This is a genomic window from Ruegeria sp. CDSB013 (genome assembly GCF_059611165.1).
In genome coordinates, this window is the sequence record NZ_JBXWPA010000008.1 from 69,802 (window position 1) to 93,055 (window position 23,254).

Annotated in this window: 25 protein-coding genes; 14 read left to right on the forward strand and 11 right to left on the reverse strand. The window is 58.7% G+C overall.

Features of this window, described 5'->3' with window-relative positions; translation table 11 throughout:
- The first annotated feature begins 92 nt into the window (after positions 1-92).
- Positions 93-896, forward strand: a complete 804-nt coding sequence (locus tag AC2FJF_RS14480) for an ABC transporter permease (protein WP_496726031.1) — start codon at positions 93-95, stop codon at positions 894-896.
- Here the strand turns inward: AC2FJF_RS14480 and AC2FJF_RS14485 are convergent.
- Positions 893-2,128, reverse strand: a complete 1,236-nt coding sequence (locus tag AC2FJF_RS14485) for an MFS transporter (RefSeq protein ID WP_496726032.1) — start codon at positions 2,126-2,128, stop codon at positions 893-895. The two genes, AC2FJF_RS14480 and AC2FJF_RS14485, sit on opposite strands and share 4 nt — an antisense overlap.
- Before the next feature lie 112 nt (positions 2,129-2,240).
- Positions 2,241-3,125, reverse strand: a complete 885-nt coding sequence (locus tag AC2FJF_RS14490; protein WP_496726033.1) for a DMT family transporter — start codon at positions 3,123-3,125, stop codon at positions 2,241-2,243.
- Between the two features lie 292 nt (positions 3,126-3,417).
- On the opposite strand from AC2FJF_RS14490, the gene AC2FJF_RS14495 reads away from it, so the two are divergent.
- Genes AC2FJF_RS14495 through AC2FJF_RS14505 form a run of 3 tightly spaced genes read left to right on the forward strand, consistent with a single transcriptional unit; the run spans position 3,418 to position 5,920 of the window.
- Positions 3,418-4,605: an aspartate aminotransferase family protein gene (locus AC2FJF_RS14495; RefSeq protein WP_496726034.1), complete on the forward strand. Its 1,188-nt coding sequence runs from the start codon at positions 3,418-3,420 to the stop codon at positions 4,603-4,605.
- Positions 4,606-4,633: 28 nt separating this feature from the next.
- A complete protein-coding gene (argF, locus tag AC2FJF_RS14500; protein WP_058272227.1) occupies positions 4,634-5,560 on the forward strand; it encodes an ornithine carbamoyltransferase in 927 nt (308 codons plus the stop codon).
- Between the two features lie 12 nt (positions 5,561-5,572).
- Positions 5,573-5,920: a 5-carboxymethyl-2-hydroxymuconate Delta-isomerase gene (locus AC2FJF_RS14505; RefSeq protein WP_496726035.1), complete on the forward strand. Its 348-nt coding sequence runs from the start codon at positions 5,573-5,575 to the stop codon at positions 5,918-5,920.
- A 31-nt stretch (positions 5,921-5,951) separates the two neighbouring features.
- On the opposite strand, the gene AC2FJF_RS14510 is transcribed toward AC2FJF_RS14505, so the two are convergent.
- On the reverse strand, positions 5,952-6,509 hold the full coding sequence (locus AC2FJF_RS14510) for a ferric reductase-like transmembrane domain-containing protein (protein ID WP_496726036.1): 558 nt from the start codon (positions 6,507-6,509) through the stop codon (positions 5,952-5,954).
- A 47-nt stretch (positions 6,510-6,556) separates the two neighbouring features.
- Entirely contained in the window at positions 6,557-7,045 is a 489-nt protein-coding gene (locus AC2FJF_RS14515; RefSeq protein WP_496726037.1) for a twin-arginine translocation pathway signal, read from the reverse strand.
- Between the two features lie 187 nt (positions 7,046-7,232).
- Between AC2FJF_RS14515 and AC2FJF_RS14520 the strand changes: the two genes are divergently transcribed.
- The 3 genes from AC2FJF_RS14520 (at position 7,233) to AC2FJF_RS14530 (ending at position 10,176) form a co-directional block, all read left to right on the forward strand.
- Positions 7,233-8,072, forward strand: coding sequence for a phytanoyl-CoA dioxygenase family protein (locus tag AC2FJF_RS14520; protein WP_496726038.1), 840 nt, complete (start codon positions 7,233-7,235; stop codon positions 8,070-8,072).
- A 111-nt stretch (positions 8,073-8,183) separates the two neighbouring features.
- Positions 8,184-9,134, forward strand: a complete 951-nt coding sequence (locus tag AC2FJF_RS14525; RefSeq protein ID WP_496726039.1) for a pirin family protein — start codon at positions 8,184-8,186, stop codon at positions 9,132-9,134.
- Positions 9,135-9,201: 67 nt separating this feature from the next.
- Positions 9,202-10,176, forward strand: coding sequence for a 2-dehydropantoate 2-reductase (locus AC2FJF_RS14530; RefSeq protein WP_496726040.1), 975 nt, complete (start codon positions 9,202-9,204; stop codon positions 10,174-10,176).
- Positions 10,177-10,187: 11 nt separating this feature from the next.
- Here AC2FJF_RS14530 and AC2FJF_RS14535 read toward each other — a convergent pair whose 3' ends face one another.
- From AC2FJF_RS14535 to hrpB, 3 genes are all read right to left on the reverse strand, one after another.
- Positions 10,188-11,666, reverse strand: a complete 1,479-nt coding sequence (locus AC2FJF_RS14535; protein WP_496726041.1) for an inorganic phosphate transporter — start codon at positions 11,664-11,666, stop codon at positions 10,188-10,190.
- A 92-nt stretch (positions 11,667-11,758) separates the two neighbouring features.
- Positions 11,759-12,217 carry an NUDIX hydrolase gene (locus AC2FJF_RS14540; protein ID WP_108861772.1) on the reverse strand — a complete coding sequence of 153 codons (459 nt, stop codon included), beginning with the start codon at positions 12,215-12,217 and terminating at the stop codon, positions 11,759-11,761.
- 110 nt (positions 12,218-12,327) lie between these two features.
- Positions 12,328-14,763 carry an ATP-dependent helicase HrpB gene (hrpB, locus tag AC2FJF_RS14545; RefSeq protein ID WP_496726042.1) on the reverse strand — a complete coding sequence of 812 codons (2,436 nt, stop codon included), beginning with the start codon at positions 14,761-14,763 and terminating at the stop codon, positions 12,328-12,330.
- Positions 14,764-14,988: 225 nt separating this feature from the next.
- On the opposite strand from hrpB, the gene meaB reads away from it, so the two are divergent.
- From meaB to AC2FJF_RS14575, 6 genes are all read left to right on the forward strand, one after another.
- Positions 14,989-15,966 (forward strand): methylmalonyl Co-A mutase-associated GTPase MeaB, encoded by a 978-nt coding sequence (meaB, locus tag AC2FJF_RS14550; RefSeq protein WP_282153571.1) that lies wholly within the window; start codon positions 14,989-14,991, stop codon positions 15,964-15,966.
- A 146-nt stretch (positions 15,967-16,112) separates the two neighbouring features.
- Positions 16,113-17,255 carry a Hint domain-containing protein gene (locus AC2FJF_RS14555; RefSeq protein ID WP_496726043.1) on the forward strand — a complete coding sequence of 381 codons (1,143 nt, stop codon included), beginning with the start codon at positions 16,113-16,115 and terminating at the stop codon, positions 17,253-17,255.
- Positions 17,256-17,628: 373 nt separating this feature from the next.
- Positions 17,629-18,177 (forward strand): hypothetical protein, encoded by a 549-nt coding sequence (locus AC2FJF_RS14560; RefSeq protein WP_496726044.1) that lies wholly within the window; start codon positions 17,629-17,631, stop codon positions 18,175-18,177.
- Between the two features lie 139 nt (positions 18,178-18,316).
- The gene (rpmB, locus tag AC2FJF_RS14565) at positions 18,317-18,604 is read left to right on the forward strand and encodes a 50S ribosomal protein L28 (RefSeq protein ID WP_058272217.1); all 288 of its coding nucleotides are present in this window, start codon (positions 18,317-18,319) and stop codon (positions 18,602-18,604) included.
- Positions 18,605-19,012: 408 nt separating this feature from the next.
- Positions 19,013-19,363 carry a hypothetical protein gene (locus AC2FJF_RS14570; protein ID WP_496726045.1) on the forward strand — a complete coding sequence of 117 codons (351 nt, stop codon included), beginning with the start codon at positions 19,013-19,015 and terminating at the stop codon, positions 19,361-19,363.
- 45 nt (positions 19,364-19,408) lie between these two features.
- Entirely contained in the window at positions 19,409-19,882 is a 474-nt protein-coding gene (locus AC2FJF_RS14575; protein ID WP_496726046.1) for a copper chaperone PCu(A)C, read from the forward strand.
- An 87-nt stretch (positions 19,883-19,969) separates the two neighbouring features.
- Here AC2FJF_RS14575 and AC2FJF_RS14580 read toward each other — a convergent pair whose 3' ends face one another.
- Entirely contained in the window at positions 19,970-20,578 is a 609-nt protein-coding gene (locus tag AC2FJF_RS14580; RefSeq protein WP_496726047.1) for an HdeD family acid-resistance protein, read from the reverse strand.
- 68 nt (positions 20,579-20,646) lie between these two features.
- Complete coding sequence (locus AC2FJF_RS14585) at positions 20,647-21,342, reverse strand: NAD-dependent deacylase (protein WP_496726048.1); 696 nt, start codon at positions 21,340-21,342, stop codon at positions 20,647-20,649.
- A gap of 28 nt (positions 21,343-21,370) precedes the next feature.
- On the opposite strand from AC2FJF_RS14585, the gene AC2FJF_RS14590 reads away from it, so the two are divergent.
- Positions 21,371-21,814, forward strand: a complete 444-nt coding sequence (locus AC2FJF_RS14590; RefSeq protein ID WP_496726154.1) for a low molecular weight protein-tyrosine-phosphatase — start codon at positions 21,371-21,373, stop codon at positions 21,812-21,814.
- Here the strand turns inward: AC2FJF_RS14590 and AC2FJF_RS14595 are convergent.
- Positions 21,811-22,752 carry a LysR family transcriptional regulator gene (locus AC2FJF_RS14595; protein ID WP_282119981.1) on the reverse strand — a complete coding sequence of 314 codons (942 nt, stop codon included), beginning with the start codon at positions 22,750-22,752 and terminating at the stop codon, positions 21,811-21,813. The genes AC2FJF_RS14590 and AC2FJF_RS14595 overlap by 4 nt on opposite strands.
- Positions 22,753-22,815: 63 nt before the next feature.
- On the reverse strand, positions 22,816-23,124 hold the full coding sequence (locus AC2FJF_RS14600; protein ID WP_496726049.1) for a hypothetical protein: 309 nt from the start codon (positions 23,122-23,124) through the stop codon (positions 22,816-22,818).
- Positions 23,125-23,254 lie beyond the last annotated feature (130 nt).

Sequence of the window (23,254 nt, forward strand, 5' to 3'; positions counted from 1 at the left end):
TTCGGGCCGCCTTGGGAATTCGTCTCAGCCCCCTATTTTAATCACTGCGAGCCGAGTTACAAGCGGTTCTCGAATCAGGATGAGGGCAGGTGATGCAGATTTCCGCAGATCAGCGCGAACGGCGTTTCGGAACAGTAAACTGGATGGGGCTTTACACGTTGGCCCAGCGTGAAACACTGCGGTTTCTGGCGGTCTGGACTCAAACCCTGTTGGCGCCGCTTGTGACGGCCGGGCTGTTCCTGCTGATCTTCAATATCGCCATCGGTCCGGGGCGTCCGGATGTGATGGGGGTGCCGTTCCTGACCTTTCTGGCGTCCGGCATTATGATGATGACCGTGATCCAGAATGCGTTCGCCAACACTTCTTCGTCGATGGTGATCGCCAAAGTGCAGGGAAACATCGTCGATACGTTGATGCCACCTTTGTCCCCGCTTGAGATACTGCTGGGCTATCTGGCAGGTGGGGTCGCGCGTGGTGTTCTGATCGCATGTGTGGTTGCGGTGGCACTTGCGCTGGTTTTGGGAATTTACCCGCAGAATCTGTTGTTTGCCCTGATCTTCGTTGTTCTGGGCGGCGCTTTCATGGGGGCTTTGGGCCTGTTCGCCGGGATTTTTGCCAACAAGTTCGATCAGATGGCGGCCATCACGAACTTCATCGTGACACCATTGGCATTCCTGTCGGGTACGTTTTATTCGGTCCAGGCGCTGCCTCCGATCCTGAACCGCCTGAGTCATGTGAACCCGGTTTTCTATCTGATCGACGGCCTGCGCTATGGGATGATCGGCGTGTCCGACAGCTCACCCTGGTTGGGAATTGCCGTTTGCACCGGCGCCACGCTGCTGGTCGGCGCGTTGACCTGGCAGATGTTGCGGACGGGGTATCGCCTAAAGGCTTAACCTGTCTCGGCTAAGGAGCCGGGCTGAAAGGTCATTCTGGGCTTTCCCAGTCGCGGGTGCAGATTTGCGGCCACGGCCCAGGCCCCGAACAGCGCCAAACCTCCGACTGCAAAAACCCCGGCGACGGGTGAGATCAGAAGGACCAGTGATGCAACTCCGGGTGTCAGAATGCCGGAGACGTCGCGGTAGCTTGAATAAATCGCTGACATTTCGGTGCGCTCGGACGGTTTCACGGCCATGAGGAAAGGCAGCCCTGCGCAAATGTCCAGAACGATCAGCCAGATGGACCCAAGAACCAACGCCGCAACCGCCGCGACCGGCCAACCTGCGATTGCCCCAGCGGTGACAAAGCATGTTCCGCAGGCAGCAAAACCCACGCGGACAGCCGTCCGAATCGAACGCCCCTGCACCCAGCGCAGAATAAGCGGAGCTGCGAACAGCATCGCGTTGGTGGTGGACAGAAGGATGCCGCCCAGTTGCTCACCCAGCCCGTTTTGAATGGCGAAAATGGGTAGGTACACCACGTAGATCCACCATCCGCAGGATCGGATCATGGCGAAGAGATATCCCGCGACCAGACGGGGCTGGGCAAAGAAGCGCGGCAAAAAGGCCAGCGGGTTTTTTGCGGTGCCTCGCGCCTTGGTGATCAACTTGCCATTGCCCAACCGCATGCGCCAGAACTGGATCAGCATGACCGCACCTGCCAAGGCGCTGATGACAAAGGGCGCAGGGGCCCAGACCTCCAGCAGTAAGACGCCGGCCATCGGTCCGCCTGCCCAGCCCAGCGCGCTATAAAACATGCGGCTGGTCTCACATTTGCCCAGCTCGATTTTGCTGATGTAATCCAGAACGTAGGCGTTGAAACAAATGAATGTTACAACTGTCGCGATTGTGTTCAGGGCCAAGGCGCCAACCACCGCCACAGGGCTGCCCTCAATTGCAAGTAGGGCGCTGCCGATGAACATGAGGCAACCCACTGTATATGCCCATCTGCGCGGTATGAAGCGGATCAGGAACGGCACCATCAGCCCCGCAATCAACGAGATAACGCCGACCAGAAAATACAGGAACGATACCGAAGACGCATCACCCAGCGCCCGATACATGGCCAGTGGAAAGACCGATATCAGAATGCCGCGGACAATCGCCTCGAACCCGGCAAGGATACCAAAGTCGCGGACTGACGGTGCTGGGGCATGGCGCACCCATTCGGGGATACGGCGTTCGTGCATGGGTAAACTCTCAAATCAACTGAGACCACATTGCGCCGGATAAATCCGCATTCTTCGGGGTTTGCGACATGCAGGTCGCCCCCGGGCCATGTCAGGAAAACTTTTTAGAGTTTCAGGCCTGCCGCGCCCGCGCTTCACGCCAGACAAGAATAAGTCCGCCAGTCAGAATTATGGCCGAGCCGATCATGCTGATCCCGTCCGGAATCACGCCGAATATCGCGAAATCGTAGAAAGCGGCAAAAATCAGCGTCGCATAGCTGATTGGGGCAACAAATGAGGCGTCTGCCCGGGCCATGCCGTTCACAAAACACGCCTGCGCGCAGGCCATCAGCGCGCCGATACCCGCCAGCGCTGCCCATTGTTCTAGAGTTGGCATCTGAAAAACAAAGCTCACCGCGACAGAGGCAATCGTCAGGCCCATTGCGTTGTTGATCAGCAAAATCTGGATCGGGATTTCTCGACCCGAGAGTTTCTTGATGAATATCAGCTCCATCCCGATGACTGCGGCTGCGGTCAGTGCCAACAGAGCTGCTGGCTGAAAGCTATCGGGTGTCGGGCGCAACAGTATCAGCGCCCCAGCCAGCGCCACCGCTGCCGCCAGCCAGCGCCAAGGGCCGACGCCTTCTTTCAGCAGCGGGATTGCCAACACCATTGCAAAGACCGGGTTCAGAAAGGAAATCGCCGTCGCATCCGCGATCGGGATGAATGCCACCGAGGCGAACATCAGCGTAATACCGACCCAGCCGAAACTTGTACGCCCAATATGCAGCCCCCAATGCGGACGTTGCCAGCGGGGCCGCATCACGCCTACGGCGGTGACGATCACGATAAAGGCAAACAGAAACCGCCCATGGCTGATCTGCATTGGATGCAGCGCGGGACCCAACGTGTCCGTCCCCAAGGCTTTGGCCAGCAGGGTGGTCCCGGCCAGCAATGCACTGGCGGCGGTGATCAGCACGGCCGCAAGAGGCGGATTGTGGGCTTTGGCGACAAACATATGTCAGCGGTGCGTCAGCGCATGTCAAATGGCAAGCGGCAAATGCGTCGCGCCAAGTATTTTCGCTGGTTGCCAATTTCAGGGTTTTCAGATGCTTCGGGCAGCGCTATACGGCGGCTTATGATCAAAAACGCACATATCCTGCGACTCCGACGCCGACGCTTCGCCGCGTAACCGGCCTCTTTGATCTATTTGCGCTGTTCAAATCGGCGCAATTTCCACCAAATCAGTTGACGAACACAGCCCGAGTGTATCACTCACAAGGCTCAAACTACCTGAAAAGGATGATCCCATGATCCCGTCCGTTCTGCCGACCTATAACCGCGCGCCCCTGACTTTCGTGAAGGGTGAAGGCGCCTGGCTGACCGAGGCAGATGGCCGACGTTTTCTGGACCTTGGCGCTGGGATCGCCGTGAATGCGCTGGGCCATGCCCATCCCGCACTGATCAATGCCCTGACCGAGCAGGCGCACGCGCTGTGGCATGTTTCAAACCTCTACCACATCCCGCAGCAGCAGGCGCTGGCCGACAAACTGGTCGAGCACACCTTTGCTGATACAGTTTTCTTCACAAATTCGGGCACAGAATCTTGCGAACTGGCGGTCAAGATGGCCCGCAAGTATTTCTATGACAAGGATCAGCCTGAACGGGTCGAGATCATCACCTTTGATGGCTCGTTCCACGGCCGGTCGTCGGCTGGTATTGCCGCTGCTGGGTCTGAGAAGATGACCAAGGGCTTCGGTCCACTGCTGCCGGGCTTTGTTCATGTCACGTTTGGCGACCTCGATGGTGTCACCAATGCGATCACCGATAAAACCGCCGCGATCATGATCGAACCCGTGCAGGGCGAGGGCGGCATCCGTCCCGTCCCAGACGCGGAACTCAAAGCCTTGCGCCAGATTTGCGATGACAACGGCCTGCTTTTGATCCTCGATGAGGTGCAATGTGGAGTAGGTCGTACCGGCAAGCTGTTCGCCCATGAATGGGCTGGAATTACACCGGACATCATGATGGTCGCCAAAGGCATCGGCGGTGGCTTCCCTCTAGGGGCGGTTCTCGCCACGGAAGACGCCGCCAGCGGTATGACGGCAGGCACGCATGGCTCTACCTATGGCGGCAACCCGCTGGGCTGTGCCGTGGGCTGCGCCGTTATTGATCAGGTGGCAACGCCTGCATTCCTAGAGGGCGTCAACCGCAAGGCCGGGATGCTGCGCCAGAAGCTCGAAGGGCTAATCGCCGAGCACCCGGAGGTTTTCGAAGAAGTGCGCGGAACAGGACTGATGCTAGGCCTGAAGTGCAAAGCGCCCAATATCGACATGGTCAACGCCGGCTATGATAATGAGGTCATTACCGTCCCCGCAGCCGATAACGTGATCCGCCTGCTTCCGCCGCTGACATTGACAGAGGATGACATCGCCCAAGCCGTGATCCGCCTCGACAAAGCCGCTGCGCAGGTCGAAGAGTCAATGACCTCGGCCTAAGACACACCCGAATGAAAAGTGAACTGAAATGAACCATTTCCTCGATATCCATAAAACCGACGCGGGCGATCTGCGGACCATGATTGATCAGGCGGGCGCTATGAAACAGGCGCGCCTGGGCCGCCCAAAGGCAGCACTTGATGACGAACAGCCTCTGAAAGACCGCATGGTCGCGCTGATCTTCGAAAAACCATCCACCAGAACGCGGGTGTCATTTGACGTGGGCGTGCGCCAGATGGGCGGGCAGACCATGGTGCTGTCGGGCAAAGACATGCAGTTGGGCCACGGCGAAACCATCGCTGACACCGCCCGCGTCCTGTCGCGCTATGTCGACATGATCATGATCCGGACCTTCGATGAGACCATTCTGACCGAGATGTCTGAATACTCGGACGTGCCAGTCATTAACGGCCTGACTGACCGCACCCATCCCTGCCAGATCATGGCGGATGTGCTGACGTTTGAGGAACACCGCGGTCCGATTGCGGGCAAGAAAGTAGTCTGGACCGGCGACGGCAACAATGTTTGCGCCTCGTTCCTACATGCTGCGGGTCAGTTCGGGTTTGATTTCACCTTCACCGGCCCGGCCCAGCTTGATCCGGAAGAAGAGTTCATGGGGCTTGCCCGTCAAAAGGGCTCGAAAATCGTGGTCGAACGAGACCCGTATAAAGCGGTTGAGGGTGCCGATCTGGTGGTCGCTGATACCTGGGTTTCAATGCACGATTCCCAGTCCGCCAAGGAACGTCGCCACAACATGCTGCGCCCTTATCAGGTCAACGCCGAGCTGATGTCACATGCAAAACCGGACGCGCTGTTCATGCACTGCTTGCCTGCCCACCGCGAAGAAGAAGCGACATCCGAAGTGATGGACGGCCCCAACTCGGTCATCTTCGATGAGGCCGAAAACCGCCTGCACGCGCAAAAGGCCGTGATGCGCTGGTGTCTGGGCGTCTGAACGGAGCCCACCATGCCTCATGTCACACTGGAGTTTTCGAAAGGCATAGAGCAGGTCCATGATGTTCAGGCAATTTGCGATCAGCTATTTGCCTTGCTGGCTGAACATCGTGAACTCGACGCTGAAACGATAAAAATCCGCGCCATTCCGGTAGAATACTACCGTATCGGCACTGATCCCCAGAGCTTTGTCCACGCCACGCTTCTGCTGATGCAGGGTCGTGACGAGGCGACGCGCTCTGAGCTTACCGTAGCCATATTAGAGGTTCTGTCGGCGGCCTTGCCCGAGGTTGGCAGCATCACAGTGCAAGACGTTCAGATGAACCGCGCTTCCTACGCGAAACGGTTGGCCGGGCCATAGCCAGTGTCCGGTTGTCATCGATCCTGTGTTTTCAGGTGGGTCGCCTGATATCCCAAATCCGCAATTTGGCGAGCGTCGCGACGCTCGCCAACACGACCAGACCGCACAATACCCACTTGGTCATGACCTCCATGGTACCTTCAATCATCAGGGCATGTACGACGCTGCCAATAATGGTGATGATCGCAAGGCTCGCATGCCCCAACCTCCAGACGCGAAACCTTAAGCCAAGGCGCTTGCGAAAAAGACCCAGAAACGCGGCTCCGAACGCGACCCACATCGCAATCACACCCCAAGCCGAAAACGGTGTCGGTGAAACAAATAACAGAGCGTCAATAACGTCGGGCGGGCTGGTGACCCACAAACCACCGACATGGATCAGAATGGCTGTAACTAATGCCAGCCCACACCACCTATGCCAATGGCGGCTGGCAACCGGGGTCAGCCCTGGCAACAAACGGCCCGCAAGTAGCGGCTGCATCAACAGCAGGCACATTGAAATAACACCGGCAAATCCGGCCGTGATGTAGATCGGTTCACGCCATGCCAGCTGAGGGCTCGCCGCAGCCGCGATAATCGGCACGGTCATGGCAAGGATCACAAAAGTCCAGATTACTAGGCTTCGACGCACTGTCGTTAGGCAGGCTGCAGAACGAAATGAGCGGCCAAGGTTTTGTCCTTGGAGCTGCCCATAATTGGGCGTAGGAAAACCGTTTCGAATTCACCACTGTCATAAGCTAGATGGCCGTGTGGCTGGCCAAAGGCGGGTACGATCTGCGGCATCTCCAGTCGGAACTCGCCATTGGCATCGGTCAGAGTTGCGCCGTGGCTCTGCGGATCGCGTTCATGGCCTTCTGTCGTATGCGCCCAGATCTGGATGCGCTGACCGGGCAGGGGGGCACCGTCCCCGGCGCGTCGCACTGTTCCGGTCATCCAGAACCCGCCGCCGCCAATCCGGTCAACGATGGGCGCGCCGGGACGGTAATTGTTGGACCCTCCGCGCATGGATGCGGTGGGGGCCACGCCACTTGCGCGCGCGGGCACCAAAAAGCCTGTCGCACCCGTTGCCAGAACAGCCCAAGACGCCAAAACCAAAGAACGACGAGAGAACGTAAGACCAGGCATGCAAACCTCTCTTTTCAAGTGTTTCACCACGCCTCGACAATGCCGGGCATCCTTTCAGCCGAAAGATAGCACGATTGTTTCAGTTTCCGAGGGGTCGCGCGGCGGGGGTGACAAATTGTGAATTCCTTTGACCGTGCCCCCGCGCAGGTGCCATCCTGAAATCCGTCAGTTCGGGGAGTCCTGCACTATGATTGTCGAAGACGGTGTCTCAGACGAAGAAATCAAGGCGTTCAAGCGCGACGGTGCGGTTGTGCTGCGCTCCAGGTTCTCAGAGGATTGGCTGGCACTTTTGCGAGACGGTATCAACGCGGATTTGGCCCGCCCAACCGATAATTTCACCCGCCATACCAAGGACCCTCGCGCACCTGCCTATTTCGAGGACTACTGGGCTTGGAATAAAATCCCGCAATTCACGCAATTCGTTCACAACTCACCTTGTGCCCCGCTTGCCGCACAGTTGCTGGGTGCACCATCGATCAATCTTGTCATGGACAACTGGTTCCTGCGCGAGGCTGGATCAACTTCGCGTCCACCGTTTCATCAGGACCTGTCCTATTTCGACTTCGAAGGCACGATGTGCGTCCTGTGGTTGCCGCTTGAGCCGGTTACCAAAGAAAACGGTATCGCCTTCGTCAAAGGCTCGCATCTGTGGGACAAACTGTTCATGCGGGTCAGGTTCGCCGACGGGCATCCCAGCTACGAACCCACCGAGGTTGCAGGGTTGACCTATCACCCGCCGCCTGACGTCAATGCCGATCCGGGTGCATTCGATCTTTTACAATGGGATATGAATCTGGGCGACTGCATCTTCTTCGACATGCGCACCTTGCACGGTGGGCTGTCATCAGTCACCCCAACGGAAACGGTACGCCGGTTTACGCTGCGGATGACCGCTCCGGATGGCAGGATCCGGTATCGGGGGGATTGGGCCAAAGATGAACGGGCGCAGTTCGAAGCCGAAGGATATCGCGAAGGTGATCGAATTGATGGGGCGTTTTTCCCGCAGCTTTGGCCGCGCCGTGCCTGATGTATGGTCCGGGTCCGCACCCGTTCTGTGCGTTTCTGCAAATTGAAAGGCGAGTATGCCAAGCATAACCTACATCAGTGAACCAAATGAACTGATCGCGGGAGAGCAGGCATGAGTTGGAATCCTACCCAAAACCCCGAGAATTCGCCTCTGGAGACACTGATCATCCCTCGTGCCCGCGATCTGGGCGGTTTCGAAGTGCGGCGCGCGTTGCCCTCGCTCAAACGGCAACTGGTCGGCCCGTTCATCTTTTTCGATCAGGTGGGCCCCGCCGAGTTCATCACCGACGGTGGCATCGACGTGCGGCCGCACCCTCATATCGGTTTGGGTACAGTGACCTACCTGTATCAGGGCGAGTTTGAGCATCGCGACAGCCTTGGCACCCATCAGATGATCTATCCAGGTGAAGTGAACTGGATGGTGGCTGGCCGCGGCGTGACCCATTCGGAACGTACCAGTGAAGAAACGCGGGCTAAGCGGCACAGCCTGTTCGGTGTTCAGACCTGGATTGCACTGCCTGAGGTGTACGAGGACATGGCCCCGGATTTTGAGCACCACAAGCAGGGCGCGCTGCCGCATATCAAGGACAATGGCGTCAGTGCCCGGCTAATCCTTGGTTCGGCTTATGGCGAAACCAGCCCGGTGACGATGCTGTCGGAAACCTTCTATCTGGACGTGCAACTTGAACCCGGCGCCGCCTTTCCATTGCCCGACGACCACGAAGATCGCGGGGTTTATGTCATTCAGGGATCGGTTGAGATTGCGGGCGACACGTTCGAGGAAGGTCGCATGATGGTGTTCCGCCCGGGCGATCGCCTTTCGGTCAAGGCGGGTCCGTTTGGCGCGCGGTTGATGCTGCTGGGCGGAGCCACATTGAATGAGGATCGCTATATCTGGTGGAATTTCGTGTCCTCTTCGAAGGAAAAAATCGAAAACGCCACCCGCGAATGGAAAGCCGCCGATTGGGCCAACGGTGCCTTCCACCTGCCCCCCGGCGATGATCAGGAGTTCATTCCGATTTCAGACGAGTTGGAGCGCACCAGCCCAAGACGGGCGCGTTAACCAGACGTCAGGGGGCCTTGTCCGAACTTGCGATACCGGCAATCCTCGCCTCAACGGGAGGGTCGCCATGAAGATCATAATCGCAGGCGCGGGCAGCATTGGATGTTATTGCGGAGCCTTTTTGGCTGATGCCGGTCACTCGGTCACGCTGTTGGGTCGCCCACGCATTCTGGACCCAATCCGTGAGGAGGGCCTGACCGTCACTGATTTTTCCGGCCTGCACCTTCATGTGGCGGCCGAGACGCTGACGATGTCCGAAACCCCCGATTGCCTGAAAGACGCAGAGTTGGTGATCGTGGCCGTCAAGGCCGCGGCCATGGCGGATATGGCAGAACAGATCGCGCGGTTCGCCCCGGTCTCTGCGCCGGTGTTGTCCTGGCAGAACGGGATGGAAAACGCCCGGGTGCTGCGGGCGGCGCTTCCGGATCATGACGTTCGCGCGGGAATGGTGCCCTTCAACGTCGTGCCGCCCCAGCCCGCGAGCTTTCACCGCGCGACTTCCGGCGATATCGTGATCCAGTCCGGCCCCGGCAATCTGGGGAAAGTGCTCAGCTCGCCCAACCTGCCGGTGATCGAAAGCGACGACATCGAATCTGTGCAATGGGGTAAGCTGATCATCAACCTGAACAACGCACTGAACGCGTTGTCGGGGCTGACGTTGAAGGATCAATTGCTGGATCGCAGGTGGCGTCGCCTGATGGCCGACCAGATGGCCGAGGCTTTGAGGGTAATTCAGGCCGCAGGCCACCCTGTCGCATCAACCACGCCTTTGCCCGCTTGGATGACGCCGCATATCCTACGCCTTCCTACGCCATTGTTCACTCGGATCGCCGCGCGCATGCTGACCATCGACCCAAGCGCGCGCACGTCGATGGCCTATGATCTCATGGCGGGGCGCGTGACGGAAATCGACAGTCTGCAAGGTGAGATTGTCCGACTGGGCAAGCAACATAGGCGGCCTGCGCCGATTTGCGCTAGGGTACAGGCTCTGATCGAACAGAAGCCGGATGTAAGTCTATCACCGGATCAGATCTTCCCGTGACCTGACCACATTCAGGTGAACGCAGTCAAAATCCAGAAGATAACGGCTGACATTGTAGCCGCCGCTGGGACGGTAATCACCCAGGCGGCAATAATGGTCATGAAATGCGACCGCCGCACCAGCTTGCGCCGCCGCTGCTCTTCACGGGCCAGCCGCAACTCGGGCGGACGGCTATCATTACTTTTCTTCCGCCGGCGATCTTGATTCCATTCACGATAGAACCCAACGCCGAACACCGCACCCACCGCGATGTGGGTCGAACTGACCGGCAAACCCAGCCAGCTTGCGACAATCACTGTGATCGCTGCCGAGAGGGCGACGCAGAATGCCCGCATCGGGTTCAGCTTGGTGATCTGGCTGCCCACCATTCGGATCAGCTTGGGGCCAAACAGGAACAGACCGAACGAAATCCCAAAGGCCCCGATCACCATCACCCATGTCGGGATCGTGACCTTCGAGGCAAAATCGCCAAATTCAGCGGCGTGCACAATCGCGGCCAACGGGCCGACCGCGTTGGCCACGTCGTTGGCACCATGTGCAAAGCTCAGAAACCCGGCCGAGATGACCAGAGGCAACCCAAACAGAACTTTCAGAGATTTGGTGCGGTTTTCCAGCCCTTCGGATTTACGTCGAACCCAAGGCACAGTCACGGCCCAAGCCAGAATGCCCGAGGTCAGACCGATCAGTAGCGCGATTTCCAGATCGATCTTCACGATCCGCTTCAGGCCTTTGACAGAGAGATAGGTGGCAAATGCACCGGCCATCACGGCCACCAGAATAGGAACCCAGCGACGGGCCGCCGCGATCTTGTCGTCCTGATACTGGATTTTCGCCTTGATCAGCGCCAGAAATCCGGCAGCAATCGCGCCGCCCAGAACCGGAGAGATCACCCAACTGGCGGCAATCGCGCTCATCGTGCCCCAGCTGACCGCGCTAAGGCCTGCTGCAGCGATACCAGCCCCCATCACCCCGCCCACGACCGAATGCGTTGTGGAAACGGGTGCGCCGACCCATGTTGCCAGGTTGACCCACATCGCCGATGATATCAGCGCCGCCATCATCGCCCAGATAAAGACCGAGCTATTTTGGACTGAGGCAGGGTCGATGATGCCCTTGGAGATGGTCGAGACCACGTCTCCGCCCGCCAGCAGGGCCCCCGCGCTTTCCGCGACTGCGGCGATGGCAATTGCCCCACCCATGGTCAGGGCGTTAGCACCGACCGCAGGGCCCATGTTGTTGGCAACGTCGTTGGCGCCGATGTTGATTGCCATATAGGCACCAAAACCGGCAGCCGCGATGACGATCAGCCCGCCGTCTGCCCGACCGAATAGTATCGCAGCAATCAATCCGGCAATGACTATGAAGGCCAGCGCGATGCCCGGCGCAAGCAGCGGCCGCGCCACGTGCACGTTCGCATGCTCAAGGCGGGAAATTCGGTGCAGATCGCTGTCCAGGGCTTGCCAGCGGTTTTTATTGTTCGTGTTCGACATCGGTTTTCTGTGGGTGATACGGTTTAACCGGCGCGGTTAACGGTTACCCGGTCTTGTGGCAACCGGCCTCACAGAAGTTTGTTGCGAAAGCGTTACATTTGCCGCAGCATTTCGCGCAGTTCCGGCTCTTGCACCAGCTCTGCGGCCTCTTTCGGCGAGAACCAGCGCCGTTCACGCTCGCTGACCTCGGGGAATTCCTCGGCCAGATCTTTGACATCTATGCGATACACATTGGTGCGCACGGGTTGGGCCGTTCCGTCATCCAGGATCTTGTCATAGGTGAAATGGCCCACCGCCTTGCGGCCCAGGTGTTTCACTTTCACACCGGCTTCTTCCCAAGCTTCTTCTTTGGCAGTCTCGGCCCCGTCCATGCCGTCAATTGGCCATCCCTTTGGGATGACCCATCGGCCTGTGCCACGGCTGGTGATCAACAGAACTTTTTTGTCGTCGCCGGTTCCGCGCACGCACAAGGCTGCAAACTGTACCCTGTGTGGGCGTTGAAAGAAGGGTTTGCCAACTTCTTCCCAGATATTGTTCAGCCAAGATGCCATCGATTAAGTGCCAGTACTTTTCTTAGGTTCAAGGAAAAGTGACATAACAACTATAAACCGGGGCTTCAATGCATCTATTGAACGAACGCATTTTCTGAAGCAAACGAACGTCAGGTCCGCCGCTTGGCCCGCAAGGTTGGATCGGCCTGCGTCGGATCCTCGGGCCAGGGGTGTTTGGGATATTGCGCGCGCATGTCCTTGCGCACATCCGCGTAAGATCCGGCCCAAAATCCTGGCAGATCGCGCGTGATCTGGATTGGTCGCCGCGCAGGGGACAGCAGAGTGATCTTGAGCGCCTCGCCCCCGATAGCCGGATGCCGGGTGACACCGAACAGTTCCTGCAGGCGGACTGATATCTCGGGCACCGCGCCGCCATAATCAATTGGCACCTTGCGGCCCAGTGGTGTTTCAAACGATCCCGGCGCGCGACGGTCCAATTCCTGCGTTTGGGCCCAGTCCAGCCGGGCACGCAGGGCAGGCAGCAGGTCAAACTTTTTCCAGTCGTCTGCACTGCGCTGACCTGACAGCATGGGTAGCAGCCAGTCGTCCAGAGCGGCCATCAACCCGTCCATTGAAAAGTCCGGCAGGTCGATCCCTTCGGCGCGCACCAATTCCACCCGCGCGGCCAATCGCGCAGAGGCGCCTTCCAGTCGTAACCCCAGATCACGCACACCATCCAGCATGGCGCGGGCGATGGCCTCATCCGGCGCGTCCTTCCAAATACGGTCATCCAGAGTGATCGCGCCAAGGCGTTCCTGCGTGCGCGCAATGACCCGGCGTTCCCGTTTCGACCACGCGCAGTTGTCGACCCATTCGATCTGATCCGCGAACAGATCCCGGATTTCACGCTCTGAGATTTGTGCGGCCATGCGCACCTTGGCCTCGCGCGGGTTTCCGTCCGTATCTGTCACCACAAGATAAGGCGCGGCCGCCAATGTGTCACCGCTGTCCAGCACGACGCCCTTGCCGCCGGACAGAACGTAACGCGGCACATCGCCTTTGCGGCGTTGCCCAATGCGATCGGGATAGGCCAAGGCGGCCATCGCGGCTGGGCTTAGGTCTGTCTTGCTGCTTCGTGTTTTCAGCCGCTTGCTCTCGGCTTTGATCCGTTCCAACGCGCCCATGTTGATCTGCCACACCCGGTTGCGTTGAAAGGCGCGGGCATCGCGCAACGCATCAAGCCGCAGCAGCAGATCTACCGGAGCGCCCTTTAGCGGATCACGTTCCGCCATCAGCGCAGCCAACGAAGCGGCGTTGGTCCCGGCCGTCACCAGCATGTGCCCCAGCCGAGGATGCAGGGGTAGCGCAGCCAGGGCCCGTCCGTGGTCGGTGATCCGCCCTTTGACATCCAACGCACCCAGCATGTTCAGCAATGTACGGGCCTCGGCCATCGTTCCTTCGGGTGGTGGTGTCAAAAAGGCGAGGTCATCCGGTTCGGCCCCCCAAAGCGCCAGTTCCAGCGCAAGGCCCGTCAGGTCGGCGGCTTCGATTTCGGCAGGGGGGTAGGCGGCCAGCGCACCTTCTTCACCTTTGGACCAAATCCGGTAACACACGCCCTCGGCCACGCGCCCTGCACGACCTGCGCGTTGGGTTGCTTCGGCCCGCGTCACCCGTTCCGTGACCAGCCGCGACATGCCAGAACCCGGATCGAACCGCGCCCGGCGCGCCTGACCCATATCCACAACCACGCGGATGTCGGGAATGGTCAGCGAGGTCTCGGCGATTGAAGTGGCAAGCACGACCTTGCGCTCTTTCGCGGCTGGCGAGATCGCTGCGCGCTGGGCGGCAAAGGGCATTGCTCCGAACAGTGGTTTAACTGCGCAATTGCCGGGCAACCGTTTGGATAGCGCGGCCTCGGCTCTGCGGATTTCGCCCTCGCCGGGCAGAAACACGAGCATGCCGCCTTCGGTTTCACGCTCGGCCTTGGCGACCAGATCTATCAGTGCATCCAGTCGTCGTGCTTGCGCACCCAGTGGCTGGTCCAGCCACTGGGTTTCAACCGGATAACTGCGCCCTTCGGACGTCACAAGCGGTGCGTCCATCAATTGGCCGACCGGTTCGGCGTCGAGTGTGGCAGACATCGCCAGCAGGATCAGGTCGTCGCGTAGTGCGCCCGTAACCTCAAGGCACAGGGCAAGCCCGAGGTCCGCGTTCAAAGATCGTTCGTGAAACTCGTCAAAAATCACCGCGCCTACGCCTGGCAGATCCGGTTCAGATTGTAGCATTCGGGTCAGAATGCCTTCGGTCACCACTTCGATGCGGGTTGTTTTTGAGGTTTTCGCATCGCCCCGCACGCGGTAACCGACGGTTTCACCCGCACGTTGCCCCAAAGTTTCCGCCATCCGCTCTGCCGCGGCACGCGCGGCAAGCCTGCGGGGTTCGAGCATGATGATCTTGCCATTGCACAACCCGGCCTCGAGCATCGCCAGAGGTACCCGCGTTGTCTTGCCCGCGCCCGGAGGGGCTTGCAAAACGGCCCGGCCATTGGCCTTTAGGGCGTTAAGCAATTCGGGGATGGCGTCATCGATGGGCAGGCGTGTTGTCATTGGCGCTTTATCAGCCAACCACGGCGCAACGTCCAGTTCCGCTGTTTCCCAATGACGATGATCGCGCCGCTGCGGCCTAGAGCCAGCGGCGGTCCGGTCAAAGAGGATCAACAGCAACACATAGGTGCGAAATGCAGGTATCGGGCAGGTTTCCTGCGCGGTCCGGTCTGGACAAACCACCCGTCGGGGCGGCAAGTAGTCGTGCCGCAAAAGATCGGGGTCGGAATGGATATGGACAGCCTAGGTGATAAGATTTTGAACGGAGACCGGCGTGCGCTGGCCCGGGCAATCACTCTGGTCGAAAGTGGTCGCGCCGATCATCGGGCACAGGCGTCTGAATTGCTGGCGCATTTGGCCAAAGCCGGGCGGCAATCCCTGCGCGTTGGGTTGTCCGGTACTCCGGGGGTGGGCAAATCCACCTTTATCGAAAGCTTTGGCATGATGCTGATCGAGCAGGGCCTGCGCGTTGCGGTCTTGGCTGTCGACCCCAGCTCGACCCGTTCAGGTGGTTCTATTCTGGGCGACAAAACCCGGATGGAGCGGCTGAGTCGTGAGAAGAACGCCTTTATCCGTCCGTCTCCCAGCCAATCCCATTTGGGCGGCGTGGCCCGCCGCACCCGCGAGGCGATTGCCCTGTGCGAGGCGGCAGGGTTCGACGTGGTGCTGATTGAAACTGTAGGAGTCGGGCAGTCCGAGACCGTCGTTTCCGAAATGTCGGATCTGTTCCTTCTGTTGCTTGCGCCTGCGGGCGGGGATGAGTTGCAGGGGGTTAAACGCGGAATCATGGAAATGGCCGACATGATCCTTGTGAACAAGGCGGATGGAGATCTGAAAGCCACGGCCACCCGCACCTGTGCTGACTACGCGGGGGCTTTGCGCCTGCTGCGAAAACGCCCGCAGGACCCCGAGGGTTTTCCCAAGGCGATGACTGTTTCCGCGGTCGAGGAACATGGGCTTGACCAAGCCTGGGACGAAATGACCACTCTGTCAGGCTGGCGGCGTGAAAACGGCCATTGGGATGGCAACCGCGCGGCGCAGGCGCGGTTCTGGTTCGATCAAGAAGTGCGATACGCGCTGCTATCTCGGTTGGATACGCCGACCGCCCGCGCAGAAATGGATCGCCTTGGATCCGATGTTGGCGCAGGCAATCTTAGCCCGACGGCGGCTGCGGAACGAATGCTTAGTGTCCTAGCAACACACTAGACGCCTTTTAGCGTCAGAGGTGGAGGGTGCGCCAAAATCATGTATTATGGGCAAAGATACAATTTCTGATTGTGCTGCTTCGAGGGGAAGTCGATAGTCTCGATGGTGCGCAAGTCAACAAATGAACGCGTCGGAGATAGCCGTGCATGCCCAATATTCGTGGGACAAATGGTGACGACGATATCGAAGTCACCGGCGACGAAGGTACGCTGAACGGTTCGCCCCAGGGCACGCCCATTGATGATATTCGCGCCCGTGGCGGTGACGATGAGATTACGATTGTAAGCAGTACTATTTCCGGGAGTGTACGCGGCAACGCCGGAAACGATGAAATCACCGTGTTCAACGCCCAGATCGATGGGCAGATCAATGCGGGTCGCGATGCGGATACCGTCACGGTTTTTGACGTAGGCGTCGGCAATATCCGTTTGGGGCAGGGCAATGACACCCTGAACTTTATCCGAACCCAAGTCACCGGGGATGTTCAGGGCGGCGGCGGGCAGGACGCGCTGAACCTTCCGGTGGGCACAGTTGTAACCGACGCAAATTTCGGAACGTTCACCGTTGTTGTCGGGCAATCCTATTCGCTTTCCAGCGGCAGCTTCGAATTGCCCTCAGGGATCGTGGTCAACTATAGCGGGTTTGAATCCGGCACAGGGTTTTTGTGCTTTACCCGCGATACAGTAATTCAGGCACAACGTGGTCCGGTTCTTATTCAGGATCTCCGACAGGGGGATATGATCCCAACGCAGGGCAACGGGATGCAACCGATCCGCTGGATCGGGCGCCGTAAATTTGACTCGGTGGCATTGGCGGGCGACGCGAAACGTCGCCCCGTCCGAATATTGGCAGGCGCGATGGGCAATGGGTTGCCCAAACGGGATCTGTTGGTGTCACGGCAGCACAGAATGCTGGTGCAGTCGAAAATCGCAGAACGGATGTTTGGCGAGCCCGAAGTTCTGATTCCGGCGATAAAACTGACCGCGCTGCCAGGGATATTCGTTGATGCTACGGTGGACAGTGTCGAATATTACCACCTGCTTTTTGACCGGCACGAGGTTATCTTTGCCGAAAACGCCCCAAGCGAAAGCCTGTTTACCGGGCCTGAGGCGCTTAAGACCCTTAGCCCGGAAGCGCGGCGTGAGATATTCGATATCTTTCCGGAATTGGCGGATGTGAACCACAATCCCAACCCGGCCCGGTACATCCCCAAAGGCCCCCAACAAGCGCGCCTCGTGGCTCGGCACCTGAAGAATGAAAAGCCACCGCTGCAGGGCTATGACGTATAGGGGAACGCCACTCGGATGTTTTAATCCCCAAAAAGCAGTCATGTTGAACCCCGCACTGAATGCATGACTGAATGAAATAACCCGGTCAGGCAGGCGATTCTGGTCAAAAAAGGGCAGTTGAAGATTGCAGCAATGTCGGATTTTTGATGGAAATCGACTGCGTGCCACGCTTTTCAATCCAGGTCAGGCTCGCTTGTATGTCACCTTTCGCCACCGGGTGTCTGATCCGGGACAGTTTTCGGATCCGCGACCGGCGGCAACTTTAATACAGGCGGGATATGCGCATTTGCATGTGCAGGCTCGGCTGAATGATTGGTATATAAACTCTGAAACACCCGAACTTGAGGCCTGCCTGTCGCGGCTGACCCAGGGAATGGAACATGTCGCGGCGATGGGCTTTTCAATGGGTGGTTACGCCGGTCTTCGCTTGGCGCGAGCGCTAAACTTGAAATCTCTTCTTGCTGTTTCACCGCAGTTCTCAATTTCTGAAGAACACGTGCCATTTGACCCGCGTTTCAAAAAATGGGCGACAGACTTCGATCCTGATCTTGGGGCGCTGCCGAGTCGCTTTTATCCTGTACGCGGCCTCATTCTGGTTGATCCGTTCAACCGCGCCGATTTTCTGAATGCCCGCATGACCCAGGAGGCCTTTCCCGCAATGAAAATCGTAAGGCTTTGCTTCACTGGTCATCCTGCGACCAAAGTTATAAGGCAAACCGGTGGATATGGCAGGCTACAGAATATGTTGCTTCGTCAGCGGTTGTCACCGGAAAGAATGGTCCGTGTGCATCGTACTGCGCGACTAAAAAGCCGCCGGTACTGGGCGCGTCTGGCGGCCGCAGCGGCAAAAACAGGTCGCCCAGAGTTGGAAAATCGCGCCCTGAAACGGCCGGGAGAATTAAATGAAAACTTGGTGCTGTGAATCATTGGCATATGGCTTGACCCCGTCTGTGATTCCCACTACACGCATCCAACCAGTTTTCGGGCGCGACTTCGGGTTGTGCCCCTTGTGATTTGGCCGAGGGTGTAATGCCTGGCCTCCAGAAACAAAGGAAGAAACCATGTCGCGCCGTTGCGAACTGACCGGAAAAGGCCCGATGACTGGCAACAATGTCAGCCATGCCAAAAACAGAACTCGTCGTCGTTTTCTGCCCAACCTGAACGACGTTACGCTGCAGTCGGAAACGCTGGGCCGTGGCGTCAAGCTGCGCATCTCGGCGGCTGCCCTGCGTTCGGTGGACCACCGTGGTGGTCTGGACGCGTTCCTGGCGAAAGCCAAGGACGATGAGCTGTCCAACAACGCATTGAAAGTGAAAAAGGAAATCGCCAAGGCGCAAGCTTCGGCCTAAGACCTTTTTCCTGCGAGAATTCAGGCCCTGTACCTTTTGGTGCAGGGTTTTTTCGTTTTGTGCAGAGTGCTGTTCTCAATTTGGAATTAAATTTCCGCGTTGGGTGAAATTGTTCACATACCGTTTGCTCTACCCGTATTATGTTTAGGCATATTCATCTGGCGGAGTTCAACCTCATGTCGTTCAAATCATTACCTTCTTTCTCCCTACTGGCCGACTTTTTCGGCAAAACGTTTGGGGCATGTCTGCGGATGCAGCGTCGGGTGAATCGGCTGCATACGAGCCTGACAAAAGGGTCCGTCAAGCGCCCGGAACCGGATCGCTGACATTGTCCTCCCGGCCCTGGGCTTTAAGCGTGTCTGATTGCGCTTGAAGCCCGTTTTGTCTCTGGCCTATATCGGGGACAGGATGAAACCCGTTCTGAACAAAGTTCTGCCGTTTGTGCTGTCGCTGCTGGTCGTTTTGACCGGGCAGGGCGTTGCTGCATCGCGCGGTGTGGACCGGGCGGTGGGGCATATGGTGCTGTGTACCGGATCTGGTCCGGTCGTGGTCTATATGGATGCCGAAGGGCAGCCGACAAAGGCCCCGCACTTCTGTCCGGATTATGCGTTGAACCTGTTGGGCGCGGTGAGCATTGACGAACCGTCCTTGCCGGTTGCGCCGGACACCGATCGACCCATGCCATCGCGTATCGCGGAGAATCTGATCGCTCTGCCTATACCGTCACAGCCAGCCCGGGCACCTCCTGCAAGTGTTTGATTCATTATCAATTCTTATCAAACACCAAACTACAGGAGAGGCGCTATGTCACTCACATCCAGACTGCTGACCACCCTTGCCGCCGCAACTATTGCTACGGCTGCTTTTGCGCAGGACACGATCACCGTCGATGACGCTTATGCCCGATCATCGGGTAAAACAGCCAAAGCTGGCGCAGCCTTCATGATGATCCAGAACACCGGCGCGACCGATGATCGTTTGATCGGCGTGGAATCCGACGCTGCGGCTCGGGTCGAGTTGCACACCCATATTGTCGACGAAAACGGCGTTGCCAAGATGACCCATGTCGAAGAAGGCTTTGTCATACCCGCCGGTGAAATGCACATGCTGAAGCGTGGTGGCGATCACGTGATGTTCATGGGCCTGACAGCCCCGTTTGAACAGGATGCAATGGTTCCCGTTACGTTGATCTTCGAGACAGCAGGCGAGGTCGAGATCAAGATTCCGGTGGATTTGGTGCGTAAGGACACCGGCGGTCACGGTTCGCATTCGAACTAGGGCTACGCCTGAACTCGGGCCGCGCTGCGGCCGTCATCCATGCGTCAGGCCGGGAAATTCCCGGCCTTTTGTCGTTGTAGAAAAGGTTCAGCGGTTGACCACCCGCATCGCTACGCGGTCATGGGCGCGTTTGAAGCGCATGGCCAGCCAGAGCATTACTGCGGCAAAGGCCAGCGCCGAGAAAGCAATCGCCCAGCCGAGCGCCACCATGCCGCTGCCCGGCCAGAACATCAAAACAAGGCCGATCAACAGCGCGACAATGCCGGAGTTGCGCATGGTGGATGCGTCCGGATGTGCATCGGGCAATTGCCGCCACACCATCAGCGAGCCTATCCCGACAATCAAAGCCCAGGCTCCCAGCAGGAAGAACGCGAGGCGCGCGACGCCTTCCGGCCAGATCAGCAGGATCAGTCCGATCAGAAGCGCCCCGATGCCGAAACCGCCAATCAGGCCACGTCGACCAAACCCCAGCAGCGTCAGGCCACCATCGAGGACCAGCAGCAGGCCCACCAGACGGATCAGCAAAGAGATGCTGCCCGTCGGCCAGAATAACGCTGCGATCCCGAGCGCACCGGCCAGGATTCCGCGCAGCAAGAATGTCCACCACAGGTCCGTTAGCTGATCACCGAGGGCGCCACGCGTGTCGAGGCTGTCATCATCAAGGATTTCACCTTGTTGGTTTTTTGGGTCTGTCATGGGGACCTCTCGGGTTGTTAGGGCACTAGTATAGCAAGGAAATTCGCCTCTTGTCTGCGGGTTTCGCCCTATTGCGATTTTAGGATCTGATCGACCCAGCGCGGAATGGTTTCTGTTGCGGGGCCAAGTATGACTTCGTCGAAACTGGATGCGCCGGTCGACGGCTCGAGGTTCAGTTCGACAGTTCTTGCACCGGACATCATGGCCTCGTGCACGAAAGCCGCGGCGGGATAGACCTGACCCGAAGTGCCAATGGCGGCAAAGATGCTTGTGCCTGCCAGATGATCATAGATGGCGTCCATGTGATAAGGCATCTCACCAAACCACACCACATCCGGACGCGCAGTGGGGGCTACGCAGGCAGGGCAGGGCTCGCCCACGGCCATCTCGGGCGGCGCCGTCCAGCGGTGGCCGCAGGCCGCGCAAAGCGCGCCCGCCAGCGTTCCATGCATGTGGATCACGTTTTGCGCGCCACCGGCCTCGTGCAGGCTGTCGACGTTTTGTGTGACGATCACAACCTCGCCGGGCCAGTCCTGCTGTAGTCGGGCAAGTGCATCGTGGGCCGCGTTAGGTTGCGCCTCGGCGGCCTGTACGCGGCGGGCATTGTAAAACCCGTGCACCAGCGCGGGATCACGCGCGAACCCTTCGGGCGTGGCAACGTCTTCGATCCGGTGTTGGGCCCACAAACCGCCCTCGTCGCGGAACGTGCCCAACCCGCTTTCGGCGGAAATCCCGGCCCCTGTCAGAATGACGATCTTTTCCATCTTGGCCCTTCGCGTTACACCGTGGTTCATGACCCACCGTATCTTGTTCGTCTGTCTGGGCAATATCTGCCGTTCTCCCGCCGCCGAGGGCGCCTTTCGCGCCCGTGCGCCGCATCACGCTACCGATAGTGCCGGGACTTCTGGCTGGCACATTGGTGACCCACCTTATGGGCCGATGCAAATGGCAGCTCTGTCGCGTGGCATAAAACTGGATGATTTGCGGGCGCGCCAATTTGTGCCCGCGGATTTCGACAGGTTCGATTTGATTATCGGGATGGATGCCGACAACCTCGCGGATATTGAGGCATTGAGGCCAGCTGGGAACGAAACCCCAGTGCGTCTGCTGACGGATTTTGCGCCTCATATCGGCACAGACCACGTCCCGGACCCATACTATACCCGTGACTTCGATGGAGCATTGGATCTAATCGAGGCAGCGGTCGAAGGTCTCGACACGCATCTACGCGGCTAGTTCATCAACTTTAGGCGGTTGTTCAGCCATGGCAATTGCGCAAGGGCCGGGTCAACAATCTGGCTGCCCATTAGGCGGCGCATCATGCCTGCGACTTCTTGCGGAACCTGACCTGACCAGTCGGTGCGGGTGAACAAGGAAATCGTCCGCGACACATCTCCGATCGGGGCAGGGTGCGCCTCAAGCCCGTCATGGAATCGCGCCGCCCGCATGTAGCCCAGCGGCGTCGTGATCGCCCAGCCGAGGCCGCGCGCGACCATTGCCATCAACGCCAGATGAGAACCGATTTCGAACCGTTCTTCAAATTCCAGCTGCTGGCGCGCCAGATGGGCCTCAATCTGGCGGCTGATCAACTGCTCGCGGGCATAGCGTAGGAAGGGCAGATCCTGCATGGCGTTTTCGGCCCCTTTGGGCGTCACCAGAATGAAGGGATCGCGCACCAGCGGGTACTCGACCACGCCTTCCAGCACCTCGCCGCTATGGGCTGACACCACAAGCTGAAGGCGCTGCGCCTCAAGTTCTTCGAACAGGTCAAGACTGGGCAGTGTGATCAGTTTGAACTTTGACCGCGTCAGACTTTCGGCCAACAGAGTGGCCAGTCGCGGGGTCAGGTCATTGTCGAAATCGTCAATCAGGCCGACAGACAGGGTTGCAAGGTGCCCCAGGTCCATCACAGTCAGCTCGCTTTGGGCCATCTGCAGTTCGGCCAGAACAGCCTGCGCGCGGGCCAGAAAGCTGCGCCCAGCCTGGGTCAGGCGCATCGGGCGCCGTGCGTGATCCACCAAATCGGTGCCCACTGCCTTTTCCAGATTGCGTAACTGCTGGGACACTGACGGCTGGCTAAGCCCTGTGATCTCGGCGGCTTGCGCTACCGATCCGGTCCGCGCCAACGCCTCGAACACTTCGAGGCCGCGCAGGGTCAGCCCTTTCATAACCATCAGATATCCCTTTCGCTGCGCCTTTCTGGGGCGCAGTTCGGGTCAGGTCAAGGATTGATCAGCCTAGTTGCAGATCGCCTGCGCCATCTGACCAAAGTTCCGATACCGGTCCCACAGCGCATCGTCGCGCGCCGTCTGTGACATCTTGAGCTCTTGGGCCTGATGCGGGTCGCGGAACCACTTGGCAACGGTCTTCTGATCACTGCGGGTCAACGCCTGATTGGCCACCCGCTGAATGCAACTACACCGATCCCGCGTCGCCGCCGACCGGTCAGACGCCAGACACGCCCGTTTGATCTGCGCCGCCTCTGCGACCGGAGCCACCGCCGTCAGCGACGTGGCACAGAATGCGATTAAGAGGAACTTTTTCATGCTCATGCCTCATGTTTGCCTGCCCGGAGGGGTCTTATGCCCCTCTCGGTCTTCGCAGGAGTATGAATCAAACGGGGAAAGGGATCAATCAAACGTTGAGAAAAAGTGATTGCACGGTTTGCGAATGTCG

What these genes read in the sequence shown, in the direction of transcription:
- AC2FJF_RS14480 (WP_496726031.1), top strand. Translation starts at nt 93, where the DNA reads ATGCAGATTTCCGCAGATCAGCGCGAACGGCGTTTCGGAACAGTAAAC.
- AC2FJF_RS14485 (WP_496726032.1), bottom strand. Translation starts at nt 2,128, where the DNA reads ATGCACGAACGCCGTATCCCCGAATGGGTGCGCCATGCCCCAGCACCG.
- AC2FJF_RS14490 (WP_496726033.1), bottom strand. Translation starts at nt 3,125, where the DNA reads ATGTTTGTCGCCAAAGCCCACAATCCGCCTCTTGCGGCCGTGCTGATC.
- AC2FJF_RS14495 (WP_496726034.1), top strand. Translation starts at nt 3,418, where the DNA reads ATGATCCCGTCCGTTCTGCCGACCTATAACCGCGCGCCCCTGACTTTC.
- argF (WP_058272227.1), top strand. Translation starts at nt 4,634, where the DNA reads ATGAACCATTTCCTCGATATCCATAAAACCGACGCGGGCGATCTGCGG.
- AC2FJF_RS14505 (WP_496726035.1), top strand. Translation starts at nt 5,573, where the DNA reads ATGCCTCATGTCACACTGGAGTTTTCGAAAGGCATAGAGCAGGTCCAT.
- AC2FJF_RS14510 (WP_496726036.1), bottom strand. Translation starts at nt 6,509, where the DNA reads ATGACCGTGCCGATTATCGCGGCTGCGGCGAGCCCTCAGCTGGCATGG.
- AC2FJF_RS14515 (WP_496726037.1), bottom strand. Translation starts at nt 7,045, where the DNA reads ATGCCTGGTCTTACGTTCTCTCGTCGTTCTTTGGTTTTGGCGTCTTGG.
- AC2FJF_RS14520 (WP_496726038.1), top strand. Translation starts at nt 7,233, where the DNA reads ATGATTGTCGAAGACGGTGTCTCAGACGAAGAAATCAAGGCGTTCAAG.
- AC2FJF_RS14525 (WP_496726039.1), top strand. Translation starts at nt 8,184, where the DNA reads ATGAGTTGGAATCCTACCCAAAACCCCGAGAATTCGCCTCTGGAGACA.
- AC2FJF_RS14530 (WP_496726040.1), top strand. Translation starts at nt 9,202, where the DNA reads ATGAAGATCATAATCGCAGGCGCGGGCAGCATTGGATGTTATTGCGGA.
- AC2FJF_RS14535 (WP_496726041.1), bottom strand. Translation starts at nt 11,666, where the DNA reads ATGTCGAACACGAACAATAAAAACCGCTGGCAAGCCCTGGACAGCGAT.
- AC2FJF_RS14540 (WP_108861772.1), bottom strand. Translation starts at nt 12,217, where the DNA reads ATGGCATCTTGGCTGAACAATATCTGGGAAGAAGTTGGCAAACCCTTC.
- hrpB (WP_496726042.1), bottom strand. Translation starts at nt 14,763, where the DNA reads ATGACAACACGCCTGCCCATCGATGACGCCATCCCCGAATTGCTTAAC.
- meaB (WP_282153571.1), top strand. Translation starts at nt 14,989, where the DNA reads ATGGATATGGACAGCCTAGGTGATAAGATTTTGAACGGAGACCGGCGT.
- AC2FJF_RS14555 (WP_496726043.1), top strand. Translation starts at nt 16,113, where the DNA reads ATGCCCAATATTCGTGGGACAAATGGTGACGACGATATCGAAGTCACC.
- AC2FJF_RS14560 (WP_496726044.1), top strand. Translation starts at nt 17,629, where the DNA reads ATGGAACATGTCGCGGCGATGGGCTTTTCAATGGGTGGTTACGCCGGT.
- rpmB (WP_058272217.1), top strand. Translation starts at nt 18,317, where the DNA reads ATGTCGCGCCGTTGCGAACTGACCGGAAAAGGCCCGATGACTGGCAAC.
- AC2FJF_RS14570 (WP_496726045.1), top strand. Translation starts at nt 19,013, where the DNA reads ATGAAACCCGTTCTGAACAAAGTTCTGCCGTTTGTGCTGTCGCTGCTG.
- AC2FJF_RS14575 (WP_496726046.1), top strand. Translation starts at nt 19,409, where the DNA reads ATGTCACTCACATCCAGACTGCTGACCACCCTTGCCGCCGCAACTATT.
- AC2FJF_RS14580 (WP_496726047.1), bottom strand. Translation starts at nt 20,578, where the DNA reads ATGACAGACCCAAAAAACCAACAAGGTGAAATCCTTGATGATGACAGC.
- AC2FJF_RS14585 (WP_496726048.1), bottom strand. Translation starts at nt 21,342, where the DNA reads ATGGAAAAGATCGTCATTCTGACAGGGGCCGGGATTTCCGCCGAAAGC.
- AC2FJF_RS14590 (WP_496726154.1), top strand. Translation starts at nt 21,371, where the DNA reads ATGACCCACCGTATCTTGTTCGTCTGTCTGGGCAATATCTGCCGTTCT.
- AC2FJF_RS14595 (WP_282119981.1), bottom strand. Translation starts at nt 22,752, where the DNA reads ATGGTTATGAAAGGGCTGACCCTGCGCGGCCTCGAAGTGTTCGAGGCG.
- AC2FJF_RS14600 (WP_496726049.1), bottom strand. Translation starts at nt 23,124, where the DNA reads ATGAAAAAGTTCCTCTTAATCGCATTCTGTGCCACGTCGCTGACGGCG.